General features: G+C 68.6%; 17 protein-coding genes. 7 read left to right on the plus strand and 10 right to left on the minus strand.

Annotated elements, in window-relative coordinates:
* Positions 1-21: 21 nt before the first annotated feature.
* Positions 22-567 (minus strand): FMN-binding protein, encoded by a 546-nt coding sequence (locus tag AC3A5R_RS18120; protein WP_487622159.1) that lies wholly within the window; start codon positions 565-567, stop codon positions 22-24.
* Entirely contained in the window at positions 564-2,030 is a 1,467-nt protein-coding gene (locus tag AC3A5R_RS18125; RefSeq protein WP_487622160.1) for a ferredoxin reductase family protein, read from the minus strand. The genes AC3A5R_RS18120 and AC3A5R_RS18125 overlap by 4 nt, the downstream gene beginning before the upstream one ends.
* Before the next feature lie 62 nt (positions 2,031-2,092).
* Between AC3A5R_RS18125 and AC3A5R_RS18130 the strand changes: the two genes are divergently transcribed.
* Positions 2,093-2,806 (plus strand): response regulator transcription factor, encoded by a 714-nt coding sequence (locus AC3A5R_RS18130; protein ID WP_487622217.1) that lies wholly within the window; start codon positions 2,093-2,095, stop codon positions 2,804-2,806.
* A 26-nt stretch (positions 2,807-2,832) separates the two neighbouring features.
* Complete coding sequence (locus AC3A5R_RS18135) at positions 2,833-4,089, plus strand: sensor histidine kinase (protein ID WP_487622161.1); 1,257 nt, start codon at positions 2,833-2,835, stop codon at positions 4,087-4,089.
* Between the two features lie 111 nt (positions 4,090-4,200).
* Here AC3A5R_RS18135 and AC3A5R_RS18140 read toward each other — a convergent pair whose 3' ends face one another.
* The 4 genes from AC3A5R_RS18140 to AC3A5R_RS18155 form a co-directional block, all read right to left on the minus strand.
* Entirely contained in the window at positions 4,201-7,596 is a 3,396-nt protein-coding gene (locus AC3A5R_RS18140) for a PxKF domain-containing protein (RefSeq protein WP_487622162.1), read from the minus strand.
* 529 nt (positions 7,597-8,125) lie between these two features.
* A complete protein-coding gene (locus AC3A5R_RS18145) occupies positions 8,126-8,977 on the minus strand; it encodes a serine hydrolase (protein WP_487622163.1) in 852 nt (283 codons plus the stop codon).
* Positions 8,956-9,867 carry an alpha/beta fold hydrolase gene (locus AC3A5R_RS18150; RefSeq protein WP_487622164.1) on the minus strand — a complete coding sequence of 304 codons (912 nt, stop codon included), beginning with the start codon at positions 9,865-9,867 and terminating at the stop codon, positions 8,956-8,958. The genes AC3A5R_RS18145 and AC3A5R_RS18150 overlap by 22 nt, the downstream gene beginning before the upstream one ends.
* A gap of 19 nt (positions 9,868-9,886) precedes the next feature.
* Complete coding sequence (locus tag AC3A5R_RS18155) at positions 9,887-10,402, minus strand: phage holin family protein (protein WP_487622165.1); 516 nt, start codon at positions 10,400-10,402, stop codon at positions 9,887-9,889.
* 225 nt (positions 10,403-10,627) lie between these two features.
* Here AC3A5R_RS18155 and AC3A5R_RS18160 point away from each other — a divergent pair, with 225 nt between their 5' ends.
* Positions 10,628-11,857, plus strand: a complete 1,230-nt coding sequence (locus AC3A5R_RS18160) for a hypothetical protein (RefSeq protein ID WP_487622166.1) — start codon at positions 10,628-10,630, stop codon at positions 11,855-11,857.
* An 86-nt stretch (positions 11,858-11,943) separates the two neighbouring features.
* On the opposite strand, the gene AC3A5R_RS18165 is transcribed toward AC3A5R_RS18160, so the two are convergent.
* From AC3A5R_RS18165 to AC3A5R_RS18175, 3 genes are all read right to left on the minus strand, one after another.
* Positions 11,944-14,595, minus strand: a complete 2,652-nt coding sequence (locus AC3A5R_RS18165) for a hypothetical protein (protein WP_487622167.1) — start codon at positions 14,593-14,595, stop codon at positions 11,944-11,946.
* Between the two features lie 113 nt (positions 14,596-14,708).
* Positions 14,709-15,629 carry a glycosyltransferase family protein gene (locus AC3A5R_RS18170; protein ID WP_487622168.1) on the minus strand — a complete coding sequence of 307 codons (921 nt, stop codon included), beginning with the start codon at positions 15,627-15,629 and terminating at the stop codon, positions 14,709-14,711.
* Positions 15,626-16,843, minus strand: coding sequence for an FAD-dependent oxidoreductase (locus AC3A5R_RS18175; protein WP_487622169.1), 1,218 nt, complete (start codon positions 16,841-16,843; stop codon positions 15,626-15,628). The genes AC3A5R_RS18170 and AC3A5R_RS18175 overlap by 4 nt, the downstream gene beginning before the upstream one ends.
* Between AC3A5R_RS18175 and AC3A5R_RS18180 the strand changes: the two genes are divergently transcribed.
* From AC3A5R_RS18180 to AC3A5R_RS18190, 3 genes are read left to right on the plus strand one after another with little or no spacing between them, the layout of a single operon-like run.
* On the plus strand, positions 16,835-17,548 hold the full coding sequence (locus AC3A5R_RS18180; RefSeq protein WP_487622170.1) for an NAD-dependent epimerase/dehydratase family protein: 714 nt from the start codon (positions 16,835-16,837) through the stop codon (positions 17,546-17,548). The two genes, AC3A5R_RS18175 and AC3A5R_RS18180, sit on opposite strands and share 9 nt — an antisense overlap.
* A complete protein-coding gene (locus tag AC3A5R_RS18185) occupies positions 17,545-18,354 on the plus strand; it encodes a sugar phosphate isomerase/epimerase family protein (RefSeq protein ID WP_487622171.1) in 810 nt (269 codons plus the stop codon). Before AC3A5R_RS18180 ends, AC3A5R_RS18185 begins: the two co-directional genes overlap by 4 nt.
* On the plus strand, positions 18,351-19,154 hold the full coding sequence (locus tag AC3A5R_RS18190) for a glycosyltransferase (RefSeq protein ID WP_487622172.1): 804 nt from the start codon (positions 18,351-18,353) through the stop codon (positions 19,152-19,154). Before AC3A5R_RS18185 ends, AC3A5R_RS18190 begins: the two co-directional genes overlap by 4 nt.
* 5 nt (positions 19,155-19,159) lie before the next feature.
* On the opposite strand, the gene nhaA is transcribed toward AC3A5R_RS18190, so the two are convergent.
* A complete protein-coding gene (nhaA, locus tag AC3A5R_RS18195) occupies positions 19,160-20,515 on the minus strand; it encodes a Na+/H+ antiporter NhaA (RefSeq protein WP_487622173.1) in 1,356 nt (451 codons plus the stop codon).
* Between the two features lie 299 nt (positions 20,516-20,814).
* Between nhaA and AC3A5R_RS18200 the strand changes: the two genes are divergently transcribed.
* A complete protein-coding gene (locus tag AC3A5R_RS18200; RefSeq protein WP_487622174.1) occupies positions 20,815-21,060 on the plus strand; it encodes a hypothetical protein in 246 nt (81 codons plus the stop codon).
* The last annotated feature ends 128 nt before the right edge of the window (positions 21,061-21,188 follow it).

Here is a 21,188-nt window from a genome sequence, read left to right on the forward strand (position 1 = left end):
GTGCGAGGGCGTCGGGCGCCCTCAGATGTGGGCGGCGTCGATCGCCGACTGGAGGCTCTGCTGGTAGGCCTCGCTCGTGTACGTCGCGCCGCTGACCATGTCGATCTGCGCCGACTGCTTGGACAGGGCCTCCTTGCGCAGGATCGGGGCCGCGTAGTCGCTGATCTGGACGGAGTGCCCCGAGCTGTCGGTGAGGTGCAGCGCCCTGACGTCGGTGATGTGCGAGCCGGTCACGGTGATGGCGACCTGCACGTTGCCGTACTGGGTGTTCGCGACGCCGCCGTCGATGGTGCGCGGGCGGGGCGCGGCCGGCTTGGACGTGCTCCTGCTGCCGCTCTTCGACGCGCTCTTCGTGTGGGTCGACGGCGCGGCGGACGTGCCGCCCGCGCCGCTTGACGCGTCATCCGTGGCGCCGCTCGTGGACGCGGGTGGCGCCGGTGGCGCCGGTGGCGCGGACAGCGTGACGCCGCCGACGGCGTCGTGCTTCGGCGTCAGGCCCGCGGCCCAGGACGCGGCGATGGCCGTGGCGCTCGCGACGCCGACGATGACCGATGTCGTCTTCCTCACCAGCCGAACCTCTCGTCGTGGATGTGGGGGCCGGGGACGCCGGCCCGACGGACTGCCTGGTGCACGAGGGACATCCACTGCGGCGGCCCGCAGAGGTACACCTCGTGCTGCGCGAGGTCGGGGACGATGCGTCGCAGGCGTTCCGCGTCGGAGCCGTTGCCGCCGACGCCCTCGGGCAGCGACGACCCGGGCACGGGCGGCCCGACGAGCGTCGCGAGGTGGTGGTCGGCGAGCTCGACGAGCGTCGCGAGCTCGTCGTGCAGCGGCAGCTGGCTCGGGTCGTTGGCGCGGTAGACGACGGTGACGTCGCCGGGCAGGGCGTGCCGCTGGGTGACGAGCTCCTCGAGGAGCGCCCGCACCGGGGTGACGCCGATGCCGGCGGCGAGCAGCAGAACCTTGCGTCGCACGCGGGCCTGCGTCGTGAAGGCGCCGTAGGGGCCCTCGACGAGGACGAACGTGCCGGGCTTGAGGTCCGCGATCGCCGAGGAGTGGTCGCCCAGGCCGCGGATCGTGATGCGCAGGGTGCGGCCGTCGGGTGCAGCCGACAGCGACCACGGGTGGGCCGCGAGGAGCAGCCGCGGCGTGACGAAGCGCCAGTTGAAGAACTGCCCGGCGCGCACCTGGAGCCGGTCGAGGTGGCGGCCGCGCATGACGACCGACCAGACGCCGCCGGACTCCTCGACGACCTCGGTGACGCGCAGGCCGTGACGGGCGCTGCGCACCACCGGGAGCAGGAGGCGCCACCAGAGCACGCTCGCCGCGACGACGACCCACAGCGTCCACCAGTAGGCGCGCGTCCAGGCCGACGCCGTGAAGTCGGAGCCGAGCGACAGCTCGTGGGGGATGGCGAGGACCGTCGCGGCGTACGCCGTCAGGTGCACGACGTGCCACCACTCGTAGGACATGCGGCGCCGGGCGATCTGCACGGATGTGACGGCGATGGCGACGAGGGCCGCCGTGGAGAGGGCCGCGAGCAGCAGGTCGCCGCCGCCGGTGACCATCTTCAGCAGCTCGCGCAGCGACCCGAAGACGCCGGTGCGGCCGTCGCCGATGGCGTAGCCGACGACGATGGTGCCGACGTGGACGAGCACGAGGGGCACGGTGACCCGGCCGAGGATGCGGTGCGCCTTGAGGGCGCGGTCCATGCCGTAGACACGGTCCACCCACGGCACCCGCGCGGCGAGGACGAGCTGCAGGAGCAGCAGGTCCATCGCGACGAGGCCGGTGAGGCGCCCGACCGCGGTGAGGCGGGCCCCGGCGTCGCCGGAGAGCAGGTCGTGGCTGCCGCCGCCGAGGAGGAACTGCGCCACGACGAGCATGAGCGTGCCGATGGCAAGGGCTTCGAGCAGGTCGGCGACGCGGTGGCGCCAACGCCGGAACTCGGTGCCGCGGCGCAGGGCGCCGCGGACACGCTCGTTCGGGCGGCGGCGGACCGCGCTCCGGGATGTCATGGTGTTGCTCACGCAGTCGATGCTCGGCCGCGGATCTCAGAAAGTTATGAGACGAGGAGATGATCGTGGGTCGCATGTCCGACGACCTGCCGGGAGACCTCTCCCTGCCGCCGCTGCCCGCGGGCGCGAACGGGGGCCGGCGCCTGCTGCTCGTCGAGGACGACGTCGACCTGTCGACGATGCTCGAGCAGCTGCTGAGCGAGGAGGGCTACGCGGTCACCGCGGTGCGCGACGGCCAGGCCGGCCTGCACCAGGGACTCGTGGGGGAGTGGGACGTGCTCGTCGTGGACCGGGGGCTGCCGGGCATCGAGGGCGTCGACCTGGTGTCGCGGCTGCGGACCAAGGGGCTCGCGGCCCCGGTCCTGTTCCTCACGGCCCGCGGCACCGTCGCGGACCGGGTCGAGGGCCTGGACGCCGGCGCCCAGGACTACGTCGTCAAGCCGTTCGACGTCGACGAGCTGCTGGCCCGGTTGCGGGCGCTGCTGCGGCCCCTCGGCGGTGGCGCGACCGAGCTGGCCGTGGGGTCCAGGCGTCTCGTCGTGGGGGAGCAGCGCGTCGTCGGCGAGGGGGAGGACGTCGTCCTGTCCCGGCGGGAGGCGGCGCTGCTCGAGGTGTTCGCGCGTCGGCCCACGCGCGTCTTCACCCGTGACGAGCTGCTCGACCGGGCCTTCGACCGCGCCGACACCCTCGGTGCCGTCGACACCTACGTGCACTACCTGCGGCGCAAGCTCGGCAAGCGCGTCGTCGAGACCGTCCACGGCGTCGGCTACCGGCTGGGGTCTCGGTGACGCGGGGTGCTGGGTCGGGTTCTGCTGTGCAGGGGGACCCGGTCGCTCGTGCGGCGCGGTCGATCGCGCTGCGCGTCGGCGCCACGACGGCCCTCGTCGTGCTGCTCGCCATCCTCGGCGCCGGGTTCCTCTTCGACCGGCAGCAGGCCACCGACATCCGCCGCCAGGTCGACGCGTCGGCCGCGACGGTCGACGACGTCGTCGACGCGCCTCCCGGCATCTGGCTCGTCGAGCTGGCACCGGACGGCATCCGGACGACGTCCGGGACGCCGCCCGCCGTTCGTGACGCCGCGGTGGCAGCGCTGCGCGCGGCCGGGACGAACCCCGACCCCGCGACCCCGCACCGCCCGTTCACGATCACCGTCGGTGCGGACGGCCGCGACTGGCCCGCCACCGGCATCCAGCGCGAGGGGCACACCTTCGCGGCCGTCTACGACATCCGCCTGCACGCCACGCAGGAGCGCAGCCTCCTCACCGCGATGGCCGTGGCCGGCGTCATCGGTGTGGCGCTGTCGGCGCTGACCGGGTGGTTCGCCGGGCGGCGCGCCGTCCGCCCGCTCGCCGTGGCGCTCGACCTGCAACGGCAGTTCATCGCCGACGCCAGCCACGAGCTGCGAACTCCCTTGAGTGTCATCAGCATCCGGGCCCAGATGCTCCGCCGGCACCTGCGCGCGCAGGGTCGCGACGGCCTGCTCCCCGAGGTCGACCAGCTCGTCGAGGACACGAAGGTCATGAGCGACGTCGTGTCCGACCTGCTGCTGTCCGCGCAGCTCGACGCCGGTGAGGCGACACGTGAGCCGGTCAACCTCGTGCACGTGGCCGAGCAGGTGGGCCGGTCCCTCCAGCCCTACGCGGCCGAGTCGGGGGTGACGCTGACGTGGCCGGAGGCTGCGGTGCGTCGCCCAGTCGTCGTCGACGGGGTGTCGTCCAGCCTCCGGCGGGCGGTGCTGGCCCTCGTCGACAACGCCGTCGCGCACTCGCCTCTCGGTGCCTCGGTCGAGGTGGCCGTCTCGGCCGACGAGGCGTCCCGCTCGGCGCTGGTCGACGTCGTCGACCACGGCGCGGGCGTCGACGCCGAGGACCTCGAGGTGCTGACGCGTCGGTTCGCGCGGGCCCGGGCCGACGAGGGCGCGGGGCGGCGGTTCGGACTCGGGCTGGCGCTCGTCACCCAGATCGTGCGGTCGCACGGCGGCTCGCTCGACGTCGCCGAGACGGACGGTGGCGGAGCGACCTTCCGCCTCACCCTCCCGCTGGCCCCGGAGGACGAGCACGAGCTGGACTGAGAGTCGGACAGGCCACGGTCCGGTGACGTTGGTAGGGGGCTCGCGGCCGTGGACGCGCGACGGGCGCGCCACCTGGTCGGTGACGCGCCCGCCGCTTGTTGCGGTGTGGACCTACTTGGTCATGAACCACGCCGAGAGGCTGGAGCCGTCGGCGGTCGTCATGGTGACCTTGTAGCAGCCGCCGGAGGTCTTGGGCGTCTGCCAGTTCTGGATGAACTGCGGGCTGCTGTACCGCAGCTCCGTGCCACCCGTCGTCGTGAACTCCACGGCTGCGGTGGTCGCCGAGCTGCCGGGGCAGCTGACGCCCGTCACGGCGAAGGTGGCGCCCAGCTCCGTGACGGTCGTGATGGGTCGACCGTACGCGGACGCCGTGAACTTGAGCGGGACCGTCGAGCCGCCCTTGACGGTGTTCCAGACCGTCGTGGAGCCCGTGCTCATGTCGACGGGCTTGTCGAACCCGCTCAGCGTCCAGGGCGCGATCGTGAAGCTGCCGGTTGCCGAGCTGTCGGTGTGGTTGCCGTCGCCGGGCCACACCGCCGTGACGGACGCCGTGCCGGCCTTCGTGTTCGCCGTGTACAGGTACGTGAACGGCACCGAGGAGTCGATCGTGCCGGCTCCGGTGACGCTCGCCGTGCACGGGCGGAGCGGGGTGCCCGTGTACTGCTGGGCGCTCGTCGGGCAGGTGACCGTCGTGGTGGAGGCGGCCTTGACGATCTGGAAGTTGGTGCTTCCCTTGTTGCCCAGGTAGTTCCGCGTCTCCGCGAAGGATGCACTCGCCGTGGCAGTACCGGCGTTCGTGTTGTCCGTGTAGGAGACGGGGAGGCCCTGGCTCAGGCCACCGGGACCGGTCACCTGTGCGCTGCACGGAGTCTGTGCGGAGCCGGTGTAGCTGAAGGAACCGCCGCAGTCCACGGCGACCGACGTCTTGGCCTTGGCGATGGTGAACGTGGCCTGCCCCTTGCTGCCGTCGTGGTTGCGGTCGCCCGCGTACACGGCGGTCACCGAGACCTCGCCGGCGTTGACGTTGTCGTCGTAGGAGACCTCCACGTTCTCGTGCAGGCCCCCCACACCGACGACCGTGGCGGTGCACGGTGTCTTGGCGGTGCCGTCGTAGGTGATCGCGGCCGTCGAGTTGCAGGTGACCGTCGTGACCGACGCGGCAGCCGTGATCGAGAACGTGCTCGAGCCCGTGCTGTCCTTGTGGTTGCGGTCGCCCTCGTAGCTGGCGGTCGCGGTCACCGTACCGGCGTTGGTGTTGTCGTCGTAGCTCACCGTCAGGGCCTGCTTGAGGCCGCCGGCGCCCGTGACCTCGGCGCTGCAGAGGTTCTGGGCGTCGCCCGTGTAGGTGCTGGTGGGCGTGCACTCGACCTTCACGCTGCTCGACGCTTGGGCGATCTGGAACGTCGCTGTGGCCACGTCGCTCGCAAGGTGGTTGTCGTCGCCGGCGTACTGCGCGGAGACGTCGACCTTTCCGGCGTTGGTGTGGTCGGCCGGGTACGCCACGCTCACGGACGAGTCCAGGCCGCCGGCGCCGGCGACACCTGCGTTGCAGGGGGTCTGCGCCGTTCCGTCGAAGGTCGCGTCGGTGCACGTGATGGTCACCGTCGACGTGGCCTTCGCGATCGTGAACGAACCGTTCTTGCTGCTGGGCAGGTGGTTCTTGTCACCGTCCCACGTTGCCGTCACAGCACCCTCGCCGGCGTTGTGGTTGTTCGAGTACGTCAGCGTGAGGTCGGCCGAAGGGTCGACCCCGCCCACGCCGTCGACGACGCCGGAACACGGCGTCTGGTCCTCACCGTTGAACGTGACGTCCGTGCACTTCAGCGTGATGTTCGACGCCGCCCGGGCGATGTCGAAGCTGACGCTCTTGGAGCTGTTGGTGTGGTTCGCGTCGCCGGGCCACGAGGCCGTGACGGAGGCCGTACCGGCGTCCGTGTTGTCGGAGTACACGTAGGTGACGGCGACCTTCGGGTCGATCGTCCCCGCGCCCGAGACCGTGCCGATGCAAGGTTCCTGCGCCAGCGCGTTGTAGGTCGCTGGGTCGCAGCTGACGTCCATGGAGGAGGAGGCCTTGGCAATCTCGAAGGTCGCGGTGTCCTGCGCCCCGAGGTAGTTGTCACTCCCTGCGTACACCGCCTTGGCGGAGGCGAGCCCGGCACCGACGTTGTCGGTGTAGGCGACGTCGAGTGCCTGGTCCAGCCCACCCGGTCCGCTGACGCGCGCACTGCAGGGTGTCTGGGCCGAACCGTCGTAGGTCTGCGAGCCCACGCACGTCACCGTGACGGTGGGCACCGCCTTGGCGATCCTGAAGCTGGACTCGGCCAGGCTGGGGGAGTGGTTCGAGTCACCGCCGTAGACGGCCTTGACCTTCACCGTTCCAGCGTTGACGTTGTCGGAGTAGGTCACATCGACCGGCTCGTCGAGCCCAGCACCGGTCACGCGGGCCGAGCACGGCGTCTTGGCCGTGTTGTCGAAGGTCTGGGCGGCCGGGTCGCAGGTGATCGTGACCGTGGTGCTCGCTGCAGTGATCGAGAAGGTGCTCGAGGCGTTGCTGGCCTTGTGGTTCGCATCGCCGTCGTAGCTCGCGCGGGCCGTCACGGTGCCCACGTTCGTGTTGTCGTCGTAGCTCACCGGTACGGACTGGTCGAGGCCGCCCGCACCCGAGGCGCGCGCGCTGCACACGTCCTGGGCCTGCCCGGTGTAGGACACGGAGGAGGGCGTGCACGTCACGGCGACGGCCGAGGAGGCCTGCCCGATCGTGAACGTCTGGGTGGCCACGTTGCTGGCCAGGTGGTTCGAGTCGCCCGGGTACTGGGCGCTGACGGTGACCTGACCGGCGTTCGTGTGGTCGGTGGGGTACACGACGTTCACGGGCTTCTTGAGCCCACCCGCACCGGTGACCTCGGCGCTGCACGGGCCCTGCGGCGAACCGTCGTAGATGGTGTTGGCGCAGGTGATCGCCACTGCCGAGGGTGCTCGTGCGATGGCGAACGAGGCGGCGCCGCTGCTGGCCGTGTGCGTCGCGTCGCCGGCATACGAGGCGCTCGCGCCGGCGGTGCCCGCGTTGGTGTTGGAGGAGTACGTCACGGGGAGAGACTGGTTCAGTCCGCCCCCGGTGACCGCGGCCGTGCACGGCTCGACTGGCGAACCCGTGTACGTGACCGAGGCAGGGCAGCTGACCGTGACGCTCGTCTGGGTCACGCAGCCGGTGGAGCTCCACGTGAGGCTGACCTGGGAGGTCAACGAGAGGTTCGACCCGTTGGACTCGTTCTTGCCCGTGGCAGTGAACGTGACGGAACCGGAGCCTGCCCCGGCGGTCGTCGGGTGCACCGTCGCGGTGAAGGTCTTCGTGGCCGTGGTGCCGCCGTTCGACTTCCACGTGCTTGGGATGGAGACCGAGCTGGTGGCAGGCGTGATGGACACCCCGGTCGAGCCCGCTGCTCCCAACGTGACGGTGCTACCGCCGGCGAAGGAGTTCGACCCACCCTGCGACCGGGTGATGGCCACGACAAGCTGCTTCGAGCCGTCGGTGTTGCAGGCGACCGAGCCCAGGTCGAAGGCTTGGCCATTCAGGACGGAGAGCGTGTCCCCGCTGACGAGGACGTCGGCTCGTGCAACGACACCTGAACCTGCCCCAAGAACTGTGATGGCCGCCGCGACGGCAGCCAGAAGCGATCGAGCTCGCATGCTCGTGTGTCCCCTCCCACGATCGAATCGCCGGGCGCTCCCCCGAGCCGGCAGCCCCAAAGGTAAAAGACGGGTAAATCCTCTGTCTGCCGAACAGAAGAAACTGGTCAGAATAGATCGAAAGGTTAGCCGAATTGTCTTCAATGTCCGTTTAACTGGTATTTGTGCTGGCGAATTGGCTCGGGCGAGAAGCAGTAGACCGCAGCACCGGGACACGCGGCGGCGTGGACGCCGCGGCGTCGGCAGGGCGCACATTTCGCCGCGAATCCCTGTCCGAGACTCCGACCCAGTACTTGTCCGCCAATAGTCGGCGGGAGTCCTCGGGAGTCTCTGGTGGGCGCGCGGGTGGTCAGTTGACCGCGTCGAGGATGAGCTCGCCGATCTGGCGCATGCCTCGGAGCACGGCCCACACGGTGAGGTGGTCGAGGGACGTGCCGACAGCCGGGTCCCAGTTCGCGACGGCCGCCCAGGTGACCGTGCGTTCGCCGACGGAGACCGCGCCGACGTCGGCTCTTACGCCCGCGTCGGTCCCGGTCTTGTTCCACAAGACGCGGTCATCGCCGAGCGACAGGTGGTGCGCGATGGGGTCGAGTCCGGCTTGGTCGACGAAAACCGAGCCCACCATCGACTGGTCCACGTTTGCCGAGAGCCACTGCCGGACAAGGCGATCCGGCGCCGACCCGGTAGCAGTGCCGTTCGCGATCCTCATTATGAGCGAACTCAGCTCGTCGGCGCTGCCGGTCGAGAGCGTCACCGGATGGTCGTCGGAGCGCACGTCTCGGACGCGGTCGTGCAAGGCCGTCGACCGCAGCCCGAGCGCCGTGGCGCGCGCGGCCACCTCGGCCAGGCCCACGCGTCGGAGCAAGACGTTGGTGGCGAGGTTGTCGGACACGGCGCCTACCAGGGCGGCGACGTCGATGAGGGGGAGGGTCTCGACCGACAGCGTGTGCCAGAGGCCGGAGTCGCCGACCCAGAGGTCGACGGAGCGGGTGAGCGGCTCGTCGGGGGAGAGCTCGCCGGCCGCGAGTCCGCGAGCCGTCTCGAGCAGCAGGAGCACCTTGCCCACCGACGCCGTGCGCAGCGGCACCTCGGCGTGCTCAGCAGCGAGCGTCGCGCCCTCGGCGTCGCGGATGCACATCGACCACGTCACCCCGCCGGCGTCGGGAAGCTCGAGCTGCATCAGTCCAGCGACCTCAGCCACGACAGCAGTGCTGCGTTGACCTGCTCGGGCGCCTCCTCGGTGAGGAAGTGCCCGGCGCCCTCGACCTTGACGTGGCGGTAGTCGCCGGGGACGAACGCACCCGAGCCGTGCGTGGCGTTTGGCAGCACGCACCCGTCGTCGAGGCCCTGCAGCTGCAGCACCGGCACGCGGATCGCGTGGCGCACGCGGCGCATGAACAGCGGCCCGTCGGGGCGGACCGACGAACGTCCGAGCCAGCGGTAGTGCTCAGCCGCCGAATGTGCGACGAACGGGATCATCATGGCGTCGCCGTAGCGCTCCACGTCTGCGTCCGAGGGGAACTCGCCGAACGGCGAGGCCCACGAGCGCATCAGCTCTCCGACGTACTCGTGCGACTCGCCCATCTCCCGCTCGGGCACGAACGGGCGCTGGAGGCCGACGATCCAGCTCGAGGCGCGGCGCTGCTTGCGGTCGGTCCACGTGGCGTGGCGCATGATCCGCGGGTGCGGCATCGACAGCGACGCGACGGCACGGGTCACGTCGGGCCGGAACGTGGGCATCGACCACGAGATCCAGCCGCCGAGGCCTTGGCCGACGACGACGGCGTGCTTCTCGCCGAGGGCGCGGATGACGCTCGCGGTGTCGAGCGTCGACATGTACGTGTCGTAACCGCGGGGCGGCTTGTCGCTGCCGCCGTAGCCGCGCAGGTCCATCGCCGCTGCACGGAAGCCGGCCTCGGCGAGCGCGACCATCTGGTGGCGCCACGTGTACCAGAACTGCGGGAAGCCGTGCAGGAGGATGACGAGCGGTCCGTCACCCATCTCAGCGACGTGGAAGCGCGCACCGTTGGCCGAGACGTAACGGTGCTCCCACGGTCCCTCGACGTTGACGAACGCAGCGTCGACGGGCATGGGAGGGTGCGGTTCGGCGTCAGGCGTCGCGCGAGGCGTCGACGACAGGGGTGGAGGGGGTGACGGGTGCGGCCGGCGCGGCCGGAAGGTCCTTGCGGTCCCACTCGGGTCGGGGCGCGGGCACGACGGTTCCCGGGTTGGCCAGGGCGGCCTTGACACCCTCGACGGTCTGCTGCGCGTTGGCGATCGCCTTGTCGGGCGAGGGCTGGACGGTCTTCATCTTGCGCACGCCGAGGTAACCGAGAACGCCTGCGACGAGAAGCATGAACACCGTCACGATGAGGTAGCTGAGCCAGCGCGGCAGGCCGAGAGCCACGAGGCCCTCGGCGATCGTCGTGAAGATGAAGTACACCGAGTAGAAGAGGATGACCGCGGCGCCTGCGAGCAGGCCCCCGCCGACACCGGCCTTCTTGAACTGGACCGACACCTCGGCCTTGGCCAGGGCGATCTCGCTGCGGATGAGCGCCGAGATGTCCTGGGTTGCGGACGCGACCAGCTGGCCGAGGGTCCGCTCCTGCCGCGGGTCCGTGCTCATCGGCTGTCTTCCTCGCTCTCGCTCGGGGGGCGCGCGGGACGCGTGCCTACCGGTTGCCACCCTACTGTGACTCTCCTACCCGCTGATGGACGGGACACTCACGCGCGGGTTTGTCCAGACTTGTGCTGAAACCGTGCGGGGCCCGCGAGGCGCAACCTACGCTGCGTGAGCAAGTGAGTCATTCGGGGGGCTCTCTCACACGCAGGCACGGGTGGAGTGCGTCCTATGAGCGTCCAGGTGGAGGTCGCGCGGACAGTCCGGTCGAAGCGCCGACCGGTGCTGGATGCGTTGTGGTGGGCGCTGCCCGTGTTTGCTGTCGTCCGGGCCGTCGACGCCGTCTTCATGACGGTCGCGTCGAGGCACCAGGTGTCGCTGCCGCCTGCGCCGACGGGGATGTTCACCTACGCCGCGAAGCCCGCCGACCCCGGCCTGTTCGGGGTGATCACCAACTGGGACGGGCAGTGGTACCAGTTCATCGCCGAGCGGGGTTACAGCGTGCCGGCGCCCGGCGAGCACGGCGCTGCCGACACCCTGTGGGCCTGGCAGTTCCCGCCGCTCTACCCGTTCGTCGTCCGTGCGCTCATGGTGGTGACGCGGATGGACTTCGCACACGCAGCGGCGACGCTCAGCGTTGTGGCGGGCGCGGCGGCAATGGTCGTCCTCTACCTGCTGCTCGAGCGGTCCGGTGGGCGGCGCGTGGCCAGGACGGGCGTGCTGCTGGCCAATGTCTTCGTCAGCGCCCCCATCCTCGGGGCGGCCTACTCGGCGTCGCTCAGCCTCCTGCTGCTCCTGCTGGGCGTCTACGCGCTGACCCGCCACCGCTACGGCGCCGTACTGATCCTGCTCGTCCTCCTGTCCTTCACCCGTCTCATCACGCCACCGTTCGCCGTGGTGATCGCCGTGCACTGGTACCTGCGTGAGCGCGACCCGCAACCGTCCACGGTGACGCGACGCCAGCGCCTCCTGCTCGGCGCGGCCGCCGTCTACTCCGTAGTGGGGGCGTTTACGTGGCTGTCGATCGGTGCCGCGTTCATCGGGCCCGTCAACGGGTACGCCCGAACCGAGGGCCAGCGCTCGATGGCTTTCGGCTGGTTCGGCGACTCGCTGCGCGAGCTCGACCTCCCCGGGCTCGTCGGCGTCGTGCTGCTCGTCAGCCTGACGATGCTCTACGCCGTGAGTCGCCGATCGCGCAGCTGGGGTGTCGAGATGCGTACCTGGTTCGCGTCCTATCCGTTCTTCCTCGCAGCCGCGACATCGATGCACCCGGGGATCCTGCGCTACCTGCTCATGGTGCCGACGCTGCCGCTGGTGGCGGCCCCAGCCGCGACGCTCCCCGTGTGGGCGCGCAGGACCCGGCTCAGCGTGCTGGTGCTCGTCGGGCTGTTCGCCCAGTACGCCTACGTGCGTTACCTGCTCGTCATCCCGAGCCACACCGCCCCGGTCTACCTTCCCTGACGCCTCGGCCCGGCAACGCCTTCGCCGGCATGTACCGGAGACGTCGGGACGCCGTCACGATCCTGATCCCCGGGTCTGATCGTGTCTCACGGCCGGGGCGCGTACCGGGCCCAAGACGCTTGCCCGTCCGTATCGCACCTTTGGGTGCCCTGAATGCGAATGTGGACCTCGAGCGGAGCGTCACGGAGCGCGAAACTCGGAAAGGCACCCATCGGCAAGACGGCTTGGCCACCACCCAACTCGACGGAGGTCGACTCCAGAGTCGGGTTCTTGGGGTCGTACCAAAGCACCTTGGCCTTGGTCCAGCCCCCGCACTGGAGGCGGAGCATCAGTACGTCTTGCAGGTAGCGTGGCGATGGGCTCTCCACGAGGATGTCGACGCCATTGCCTAGCCGGTCAATGCTCAGCCGCGCGGGGACCCTATCGAGCAGAACAGCATCGACGCCGTGCGCGCGAGGCGATCCCCATGACCGCGCCAGGGCCCCAAGATCAGGGGGTGGCGACATCGCCCGCTCGAACATCTCGATTCTCTGCTTCGTCGTTTCGGCTCGAATGCAGCCCTTTGGAGCCGTGCCGTCGGTCGTCCCCCACACGGCGAATCCGGTCTCGCCTGAAACTCCGCACTGCACAGGGACGTAGTGGTCCAGCACCCACCGGTAGATGCGTGGTGTACGCAGCCCTACGCTGCCGCCGTCATGCCACTTGGCCAGGTTGCTGGTGAGCAAGGCGACCTTCGGGACCCGACTTTCGAGTCGCTCGAGCTCCGATGTTTCGACCGGCCTGGACGTGATGTTGTAGGCCGCGCCGTACGACAACGCGTTTGCCACTTGGAGGTACCGGAAGTCGGCCTGGTTGTCGGTCAGATCAAGCAGGCCGTCCTCGGCGCCGGTCATCTGATGGAGTTGTGCGCTGAGCGATGCGTACTCGGAGTGAAGACCAGGGGAGATCATGGCTCCGCCGAAGGGGCCCCCGGCGCTACCGAATTCCGTGCCGGCCGTGGCGTCCGTGGATGAGATCGTCCGAGAGGCGAAGATGACGACCTTTGCCAGCCCGCCGTCCAGCATGATCAACGGTGCAACAACCAGGGCGACTGTCAACGTGGCAGTGCGCGTCCAACGAAACCAGTTCGCCCGTGTCGCGGCGAGGGGGAGAGCGATTCCGGCCGCAACGAGTGTCAACGCGCCCACCCGAGAGATTCCGTCTGGATCAATGCGGCCGAGCGCCCTCGGAAGTTGCAGCACAAGGTAGAGCAGCACCGCGAGTGAGACGGGCAGCGCAGCAGCCCGGAAACGATGACGTGACACCTGCACAAGGAGCAAGAAGCCCGTGACAGCCAAAATTGGCAGGATCGCTGCACGGATGGGCTCGAGGGCGGGAGACGCGCCAGGCATGGAGGCCTGGACGCCGAGAACCCACACCCACGGTGTCCCCCAGACCTGGTCGTTCACCGACCCTTGGCTCGCCACGTAACCGATGGCGGCGACCACGGATCTGCGCACCGGTGCCCACACCATGGCCGCGACCAGTACGAGCAGACCAGCGCCCAAGCCGGCGACATCGCGCGAGCGGCGATCCGCGACCCCACGAAGTATCGCGAGGATCGCGGCGGCCAGACACCAGGCCGTTCCCTGAGCGGGAGCCGCGAGGATCAGGACGGTACCCAGCAGTGCCGCCGCTGCCCAGGTGACGGTCGGGCGCCATTTCGAGACGCCGTACAGCAGAACCAGCGCGAGGATCATCACGACGTCACCGATGGCGATCAGGTTGGAGGCGGCGAAGGCAGTCGTGGCCGTGACGAGTACGGTCCCGCTGACCGGCAAGCTCCGCGAGGCCAGCATGTACCCGACTGCTACTAACCCGAGGGTCAGCCATGCGTGACCCAGAGTCACGAGACCCGCACCCGGGGCGGCCACGGCGTCGGAGATCCAGCTCGGGACGAAATTGACCAAGAGGCCGCGAGCCGGGAACTGGTCGAGAAACGGCATCTGATCCCACGCCGATGCGAGATATGAGGGTGAGACGAGCTCGCCGAAGTGATAGCCATCCGGAGAGATATAGGGGACGGTGACGGTTGAACTCACGGCCACGGATGAGACGACGATGCCGGGACCGTTCGTGATCAACGTTGACGTCGGGGCGGCTCCGCGGCCCAGACGCCGAGCGGTGCGCAGACCGACTGCGAAAACCAGTCCAGTGCACGCCGCGGCCGCGAACCACGCCACCCCAGTCGTCCATGTCGCCGAAGCAGCCTGGCCCAAGGGGGGCGCGGCTGCAGGCAGCAGCGCGAAGACGCCCGTGCCCAGAAGCGACTGGGCCGCGATGAGTGCGGATAGGTCGGGCGGCGTTCCGCGACCCAGGCGCCCAACCGCGACGGCGGCAAGAGCCAGGAAGAGCATCGCGCCGGCCCACGGCCAGATGCCTCCGTCGACCCCCCAGACGGACAGTAGCGTCCGCTCCGCCATTGCCACGCTCGAGAGGCTGAGCAAGGACGTGAGCACGACGACCAGTGGCCTTGGGGCGGTCAGAACCTGAGCAGTCGTCGCCTCTGTTGCCGCCGCGAGGGTCCGTTTCCTGCTGCGCGCAGCCACGTAGCCCGCGATCGCGCCCGCTGCCACCGACGTCATGGCACCAACGATCTCCACCGACTTGTCGCCGATGCCCGTGAAGGCCATGGTCCCGGTGGTCAGGTCGGAGAAGTCCTCGGTCAGCGTTCCCGAGTAGGCGATGGCCAGCAGCATGACACCGAAGGAGGTGACGGCCGCCCACGCGACAGGCGAGAGCAGTGACGCCCGAGGTGACCCGGCGGGAGCCCGCTCGACCCCAAGTGTCGTGTCTGAGGCGTCCCGTGAGGTCATGAGACTGGGCCGGCGGCCGGGAAGACCATGACCTGTGCCGTCGAATCCTGCGGTTGCTCGATCGTGCGTGACAGCGATTCGACTCTCTCCCAGAGAAGTCCGAGCGACGTCAACACCGCCGCCAGACCCAGCCCCACAACGACCATGAGCGTCGTCCAGCCCTCCGGCGCCTGGCCTTTCCAGAAGAACAGCACGAGGGCGAAGATCGCGGTGGCGAATGAGAAGAGTGCGAATCCGAACGCGCCGACAGCCGGAAGTACGCTCGCAGCCCGTGTTCCCCTCGTGAGCACGGTGATGGCCTCGCCCCAACGTTCGCGATAGCGCTGTGCAGGCGCGCGACGCACCTCGTGAGTCGCCAGCTTCCTGGGAAGGCCCATGCCGGCCACGAGGAGAAGTCGATTCGGGAGCGTGCGTCCAGCGGCGATCGCGAGATCGAGGGCCCGTCGCGAGAACAAGCGAGCGAAGGTAGGTCGGAGGGGGGAGGACCGAGGCCGGAAGGAGTTGGCTACCCGGTAGAAGACCCTCGAGGTCCGTGACTGCTGCGCGGGGCAGAACTCAACGACGTCGAAGCCCTCGTCGACGGCGGCAACCATCTCGGCCAACAGGGCCGAGGTGAGTTCTGAAGGACTGGCGTTCCAGTCGATGACGAAGTCGCCGACAGCGCGTGACAGGCCCGCCATGAGACTGGCGTCCCGGCTCGCCCCATGCCACGTGATGACGAGACTGAGCGGGTTGGTGAGCGCGGCCTCAGAGCACAATGCACTTAGCCTCAGCGCGTCTTCCGTCAGCGCCGAAACGACGACGATCACCTCATGATCGTCAGCGACCTCGCTCAGGACCCTGTCGAGCCGAATCAACGTCGCCCCATCAAGGGCCGAATCACCGGCGATGACGAGACTGATGTAACCCTTCCTCATGCGAGCCCCCGCTCCACATCGAAGATCGTGCTGACCTTGCCCGAAAACACCGTCCACACAGGTCGGCTTGGTTCCTTGAGAACGACCGTTGGCCGAGCATCATCGACCTCGGCCGTCTTGAGGACGGTCTTGATCGTCCACGCCGATGTTTGTGGGGTGAACGAGCTCCCGGCCTTGAGAAAGGCCGACATCTGCTGCACCTTGTGACGGCTTGACGACGGCGGGCGCTCATCACAGGTCGAGCACTCAGCGAGGGCAAGTGGCGTGCAACCGCGACGGCGCCCCTGACAAGGAAAGATCGGGAGCCCTATGGCGCGTCGACTCGGCGTGAGGCCCACGGAGGTCAGGGTCGCTCGGCCGCTGTGTCCGTACGGCATCATCGACCAGTACTGGCCGTCCATGACCGTGAAGCCCATGCCCTCGAGTGGCGCCGTCACGCTGCCGAGGGTGATCTCGGCCATCTCATGGGCGAGTGGTAGCGGTGCGAGATCGAGGGCCTCGCGGAGGGCGTTGATCCCCGCGTAGGTTGCAATGATGAGAGCGTCCCCTGCAATCGACTCCCCGTCCGCCAACTCCACACGGACGCCGGACGCGGAAAAGGTGGCGCGCGCGACTCTGGCAGTCGTACGCACCGTGATCCGACGTTCGGCCGCCAGCCGTGTCGCGAGGATCTGCTGGACCGCTCCGATGTCGAAAGACGGCTCCTCCACCTTCCAGGCGGCCTCTACGAGTGATGGGTTGAACCATCTGGCTACCGGGACTCGCTCAGCAGAGACGCCAAGCCGGTCGATGAAGCCTTCGAAGCCCAAGGCAGTCGTGCTCGAGCCGTGCCGCGCTATGGCATAGACCTGTTGGAAGCGGTGGATGGCCGTCGGAAACTCAGCGCAGAAACGCTCGTATCCAGCCAGGGCGCTACGGGCGGTGCTGAGACTGCGAGGGTAGTGAAGGCCCGTGTGAAGGCGCGCTTGGTTGACGGTCGACGCCCGCGTCATCAGCTCCGGCGACTGTTCGAGAAGGGTTACAGCCTCGCCGCGACGCGCCAGCTCCAAAGATGTCCATACGCCGAAGAGCCCGCCGCCCACAACTATCATTCGCTGAGGCATGGGGCTGTCCAGTTCGTGACCGGAGGCAAGATCGTGCGCATACTCGTGGGCTCCACTGGCTTCGTCGGGTCGGCATTGGCCCGACAGAGGCAGTTCGATCAGATGGTTCACAAACCGAGCCTTCAGTCCATCCGCGGCGCGGTCGCAGACGAGCTGGTATGCGCTGGTCTGCCGGGTGCAAAGTACCTTGCGAACGCCGACCCCGAAGCCGATTGGACAAACACCCGCAAACTGGCGGAGGTCCTTTCCACCGTCCGAGCCGATCGAGTCGTGTTGATCTCCACCGTGGACGTGTACGAGAACCCCAACGGCGTCGATGAGTCCTCGCCTGCCTCGCTCGACGCAGTTCAGGCCTACGGGCGGAATCGCGCGTGGTTCGAGGCCTTCGTCCGAGCCACGTTTTCCGACAGCCTCATAGTGCGCCTGCCCGCCCTGTACGGCGACGGCCTGAGGAAGAACTTGGTCTTCGACCTTATGGAAGGACGCTCCGACCAGGTCCAGAAAGTGGCCGGCTCTTCGACTTTTCAGTTCTTCGACGTCGATCAGACCTGGCACTACGTCGAAAAGGCCATGGCCGCTGGGCTCTCCATGGTCAACTTCGTCACGGAGCCGGTGAGTGCGGCCGACGTCGCGAGGATCTTCGGCGTTGAACTTCCCGCTTCCGATCACGTGGTGGGTTATGACGTCAGGACCATGCACGCCGAGGCCCTGGGAGGTGCCCACGGTTATCTCGGCTCGCGTTCGGACCAACTCGAAGGGATCAGGCACCTCAAGATGCGATGGAACGGAAGCCCGCTAGGGGCACCGCGTTCATGAGGCTCTCGGTCTCCAATCTCGGCTGGGGAGCAACGGACCCACATCGGGTCCGAGAGCTCCTTGTTGCCCACGGAATCTCTGGGGTCGAGCTGGCCCCCACGGCACTGTGGCCGCAGGCTCCGAGCGTGGACGCTGGTCTTGTGTCCGCTGAGCGCGAGTTCTGGGACCAAGAGGGGCTGTCGGTCAGCGGGGTGCAGTCACTTCTCTTCGGACACCCCGAACTCGTCCTCTTCGAACCCGCCGCTCACGACGCCCTGCTGGCCCATCTCACGCAGATGGTTCGTGTCGCGAGCGCCTTGGGCGCACGACGGGCCGTGTTCGGATCCCCCCGGAATCGCCTTCGTGGCTCCTTGGGTATCGCTGCGGCCGACAAGTTCGCTGCCGCGTTCTTCGAACGCCTCGCGCCCGTGCTCGAGGCGGAGGACGTGACGCTCACGCTGGAGCCGAATGCGCGAGCGTACGGGGCGGACTACCTCACCGATTACGAGTCGTGTGTCAGGCTGGCGCACCTGGTTCGGTCCGAGTGGGTGCAAGCGCAGATCGACACGGGTTGCCTTGTCATGGAGGGTGTCGATCCAGCGCTCGCGATCCGTCGCCAGATTCCGAGCCATGTTCACGTCAGCGCGCCCGACCTGGCGCCGCCGCCTGGAGCCGTCGACCACGCGCAGGTGAGTGCGGCCCTGCGTGAAACGGGCTACGCGGGGTGGTGCACGCTCGAAATGCTGCCCGCCGCGCAAGGCAGAGAAATCGAGATCCTGGACAACACACTCGACTGGTTCAGCGCTACTTACGGTGCAGCCGCGTGAAGACGTACGACCTTGTCGCCGAGCGGGGGCGGCCTGCGTCCACGGTCTGGGAGCTGGCCCAGCGGCAGCACCGATACGCGCTCGTCATCCCGGTCATCAACGAAGGTGACCGTCTGCGCACACAGCTCGCGTCGATTCAGGCACTGGCGCCCGAGGTCGACGTGATCGTCGCGGACGGCGGCTCCGACGACGGCACGTCGGACCCGCAAGCGCTGCAGGCCCTTGGGGTCACCGCACTCCTCGTAAAGCGCGGTCCGGGCCGGCTGTCCGCGCAGTTGCGAATGGCGTTCGCCTACTGCCTCGATGCCGGGTACGCGGGCGTGCTCACCATGGACGGCAACGGCAAGGACGGCGTTGAAGGAATCTCGCGCATCGTCGGCGCGCTCGATGCGGGGATGGGCTTCGTCCAGGGCTCGCGATTCGTGCGAGGGGGCCGGGCCGTCAACACCCCGATCACCCGGCTCGTCGGGATCGTTTTGGTCCACGCCCCGATCATCTCCGTCGGCGCCCGGCGCCGGTTCACCGACACGACCAATGGCTTCCGTGGCCACTCCCGAGCGCTGTTGGCAGATGCGCGGGTCGATGTGTTTCGGTCGGTGTTCGATGGCTACGAGCTGCTGGCTTATCTGCCAGTACGAGCGGCTCGCCTCGACTACCGGACGTGTGAGGTGCCTGTGACACGGTCATACCCGACGGCCCAACCGACCCCTACGAAGATTCACGGCGCGTCCGCGCATGTGCGCCTCGTGGGCATCCTGTTGCGTGCCGTCACCGGCGCGTTCGATCCCGTGAAGGAGTGATGGACCTATTCCGTCGCGGTCCCTGGCTGGTAAACGTCGGGGACGCCGTCGCGGTCACGGTCCTCGGTCTCGCGCAGTTCGACGAGGCGATAGTGGCGGTTGCGTAGCCGAAGGACGACCGTGGCCAACAGGGCTGCCAGAACGCTTCCGGTCAGTACTGCGAGCTTCACGTGCTCGTCGCGGGCGGAGCCCGCGCCGAATGCCAACTCGCTGACGAGCAGGCTCACGGTGAACCCGACGCCGGCCAGGACGGAGAGCCCCAGGACGTCGGTCCACGACAGGTCCGTGTCGAGCTCAGCACGGGTGAAGCGGGCAACCGTCCACGTGCCCCCGAGGACGCCGACGGCCTTGCCCAACACCAGGCCGACGACGACGCCCATCGCCGCAGCGTCGCTCAGGGCTGAGCCGAAACCGCCTCCGACCACGGTGACTCCGGCAGCGAAGAAGGCGAAGACGGGCACCGCGAATCCCGCCGAGAAGGGGCGCAGACGATCCTCCATCCGCTCGGCGAGGGTGTGAACGTTCGGGTCCCCCTCGCGCTCACGGTTCACCGGTACAAGCAGCCCGAGCAGGACACCGGCCACCGTCGCGTGCACTCCGCTCGCGTGGACGAATGTCCAGGCCGCCAGCGCTGGAACCGCAAGGAGGAAAGGGTTGGTCAATCTGCGGCGCAGCAGGAGTCGCCATGACGCGAGCGGCACGGCGGCGGCGAGCAGCCACAGCAGTCGGACCGAATCGGTGTAGAACACCGCGATGATGGTGATGGCGATGAGGTCGTCCACTACGGCGAGAGTCAGGAGGAACGACCGCAAGGCGCTCGGCAGGTGTGTGCCGATCACAGCCAGGACCGCGAGCGCGAAGGCGATGTCGGTAGCAGTCGGGACGGCCCAGCCTCGAAGCGCACCCGACGGATCCGCTCCTCCGCGGTCGACCAGGAGGACCGTTGCCGCGTACAGCAGGGCCGGGAGTGCCACTCCGCAGGCTGCAGCGGCGATGGGCAGGACGGCCTTACGCCGGTCGGACAGGTCACCGGCGACGAACTCTCGTTTGAGTTCGATGCCGGCCACGAGGAAGAACACGGCGAGCAGTCCGTCGGCGGCCCATGTGCCGAGGCTCAGATCCAGGTGCAGCGCGCTGGGACCCACGACGGTGTCACGCAGTCGCGCGTACGCGTTACGCCACGGAGTGTTGGCCCAGATGAGCGCAGCAACTGCAGCCGACAGCAGAATCGCGCCACCGACGGTTTCCTGACGGAGGACCTCCGCAACGTACCGGGCATCGCGCCAGGTGCCGCGCCCCAGGATGCGGCCGGTCGTCGTGCTGGCGGGCGTCTCGTCTCTCTCGGTGCGCTTGCTGGCCACGGGTACCTCCGGGGTCGTCGACGGGGACGCCGACCAGGCTTCCCGGCACACCGTGACCGTGCGCTCCAGCGCGCTCGGACCAGCTGATTCTACGGGGAGTGCCCGCTGCCGTCCGACGCAGTCGACCGACCGGCGCTTGCGCGTTTGCAGGAACCTGTTGCCCGGATTGTACCTTTCGTGAATTTCGTTGAGCCAGTGGCAAATCGGACTAATCAGGCATGTGAATCAATGAGGCGAATTGGCCGCTATCTTGTGCTCAGGGGGCCGGGTAAACAATCGGTACGGGCGTGGGGGAGCACATGAGCGAGAAGCCTGCAGGCTGGTACTACGTCGGTGACGGACAGCTCCGCTACCGCGACGAATACGGCTGGACCGAGTTCCTCATGGACACGAACGACCCCCGCGCCCAGAAGTGGCCGCCGCCGACGCCGCGCACCATGCTTCAGCAGGTGCGCGATCACGAGGCCGAGCTGGCGATGATCGCCGCGCACAACCGGCACCGACGCGCTCGATGGTTCCGCCGCCGCGAGGCACGCTCTCACTGACCTCACCATCGAACCCCTAGGCACTGAGCCGGACGGGTGCGCGTCGATGCCACGCGCCCGGCACGTGTTCAGGCCTGTGGCTCTGTTCGACGCACTACGACGACAGCGGGAGCATGTCTGGCCTGTCG

The sequence above is a fragment of the Intrasporangium sp. Soil_C_50 genome, from assembly GCF_057656595.1.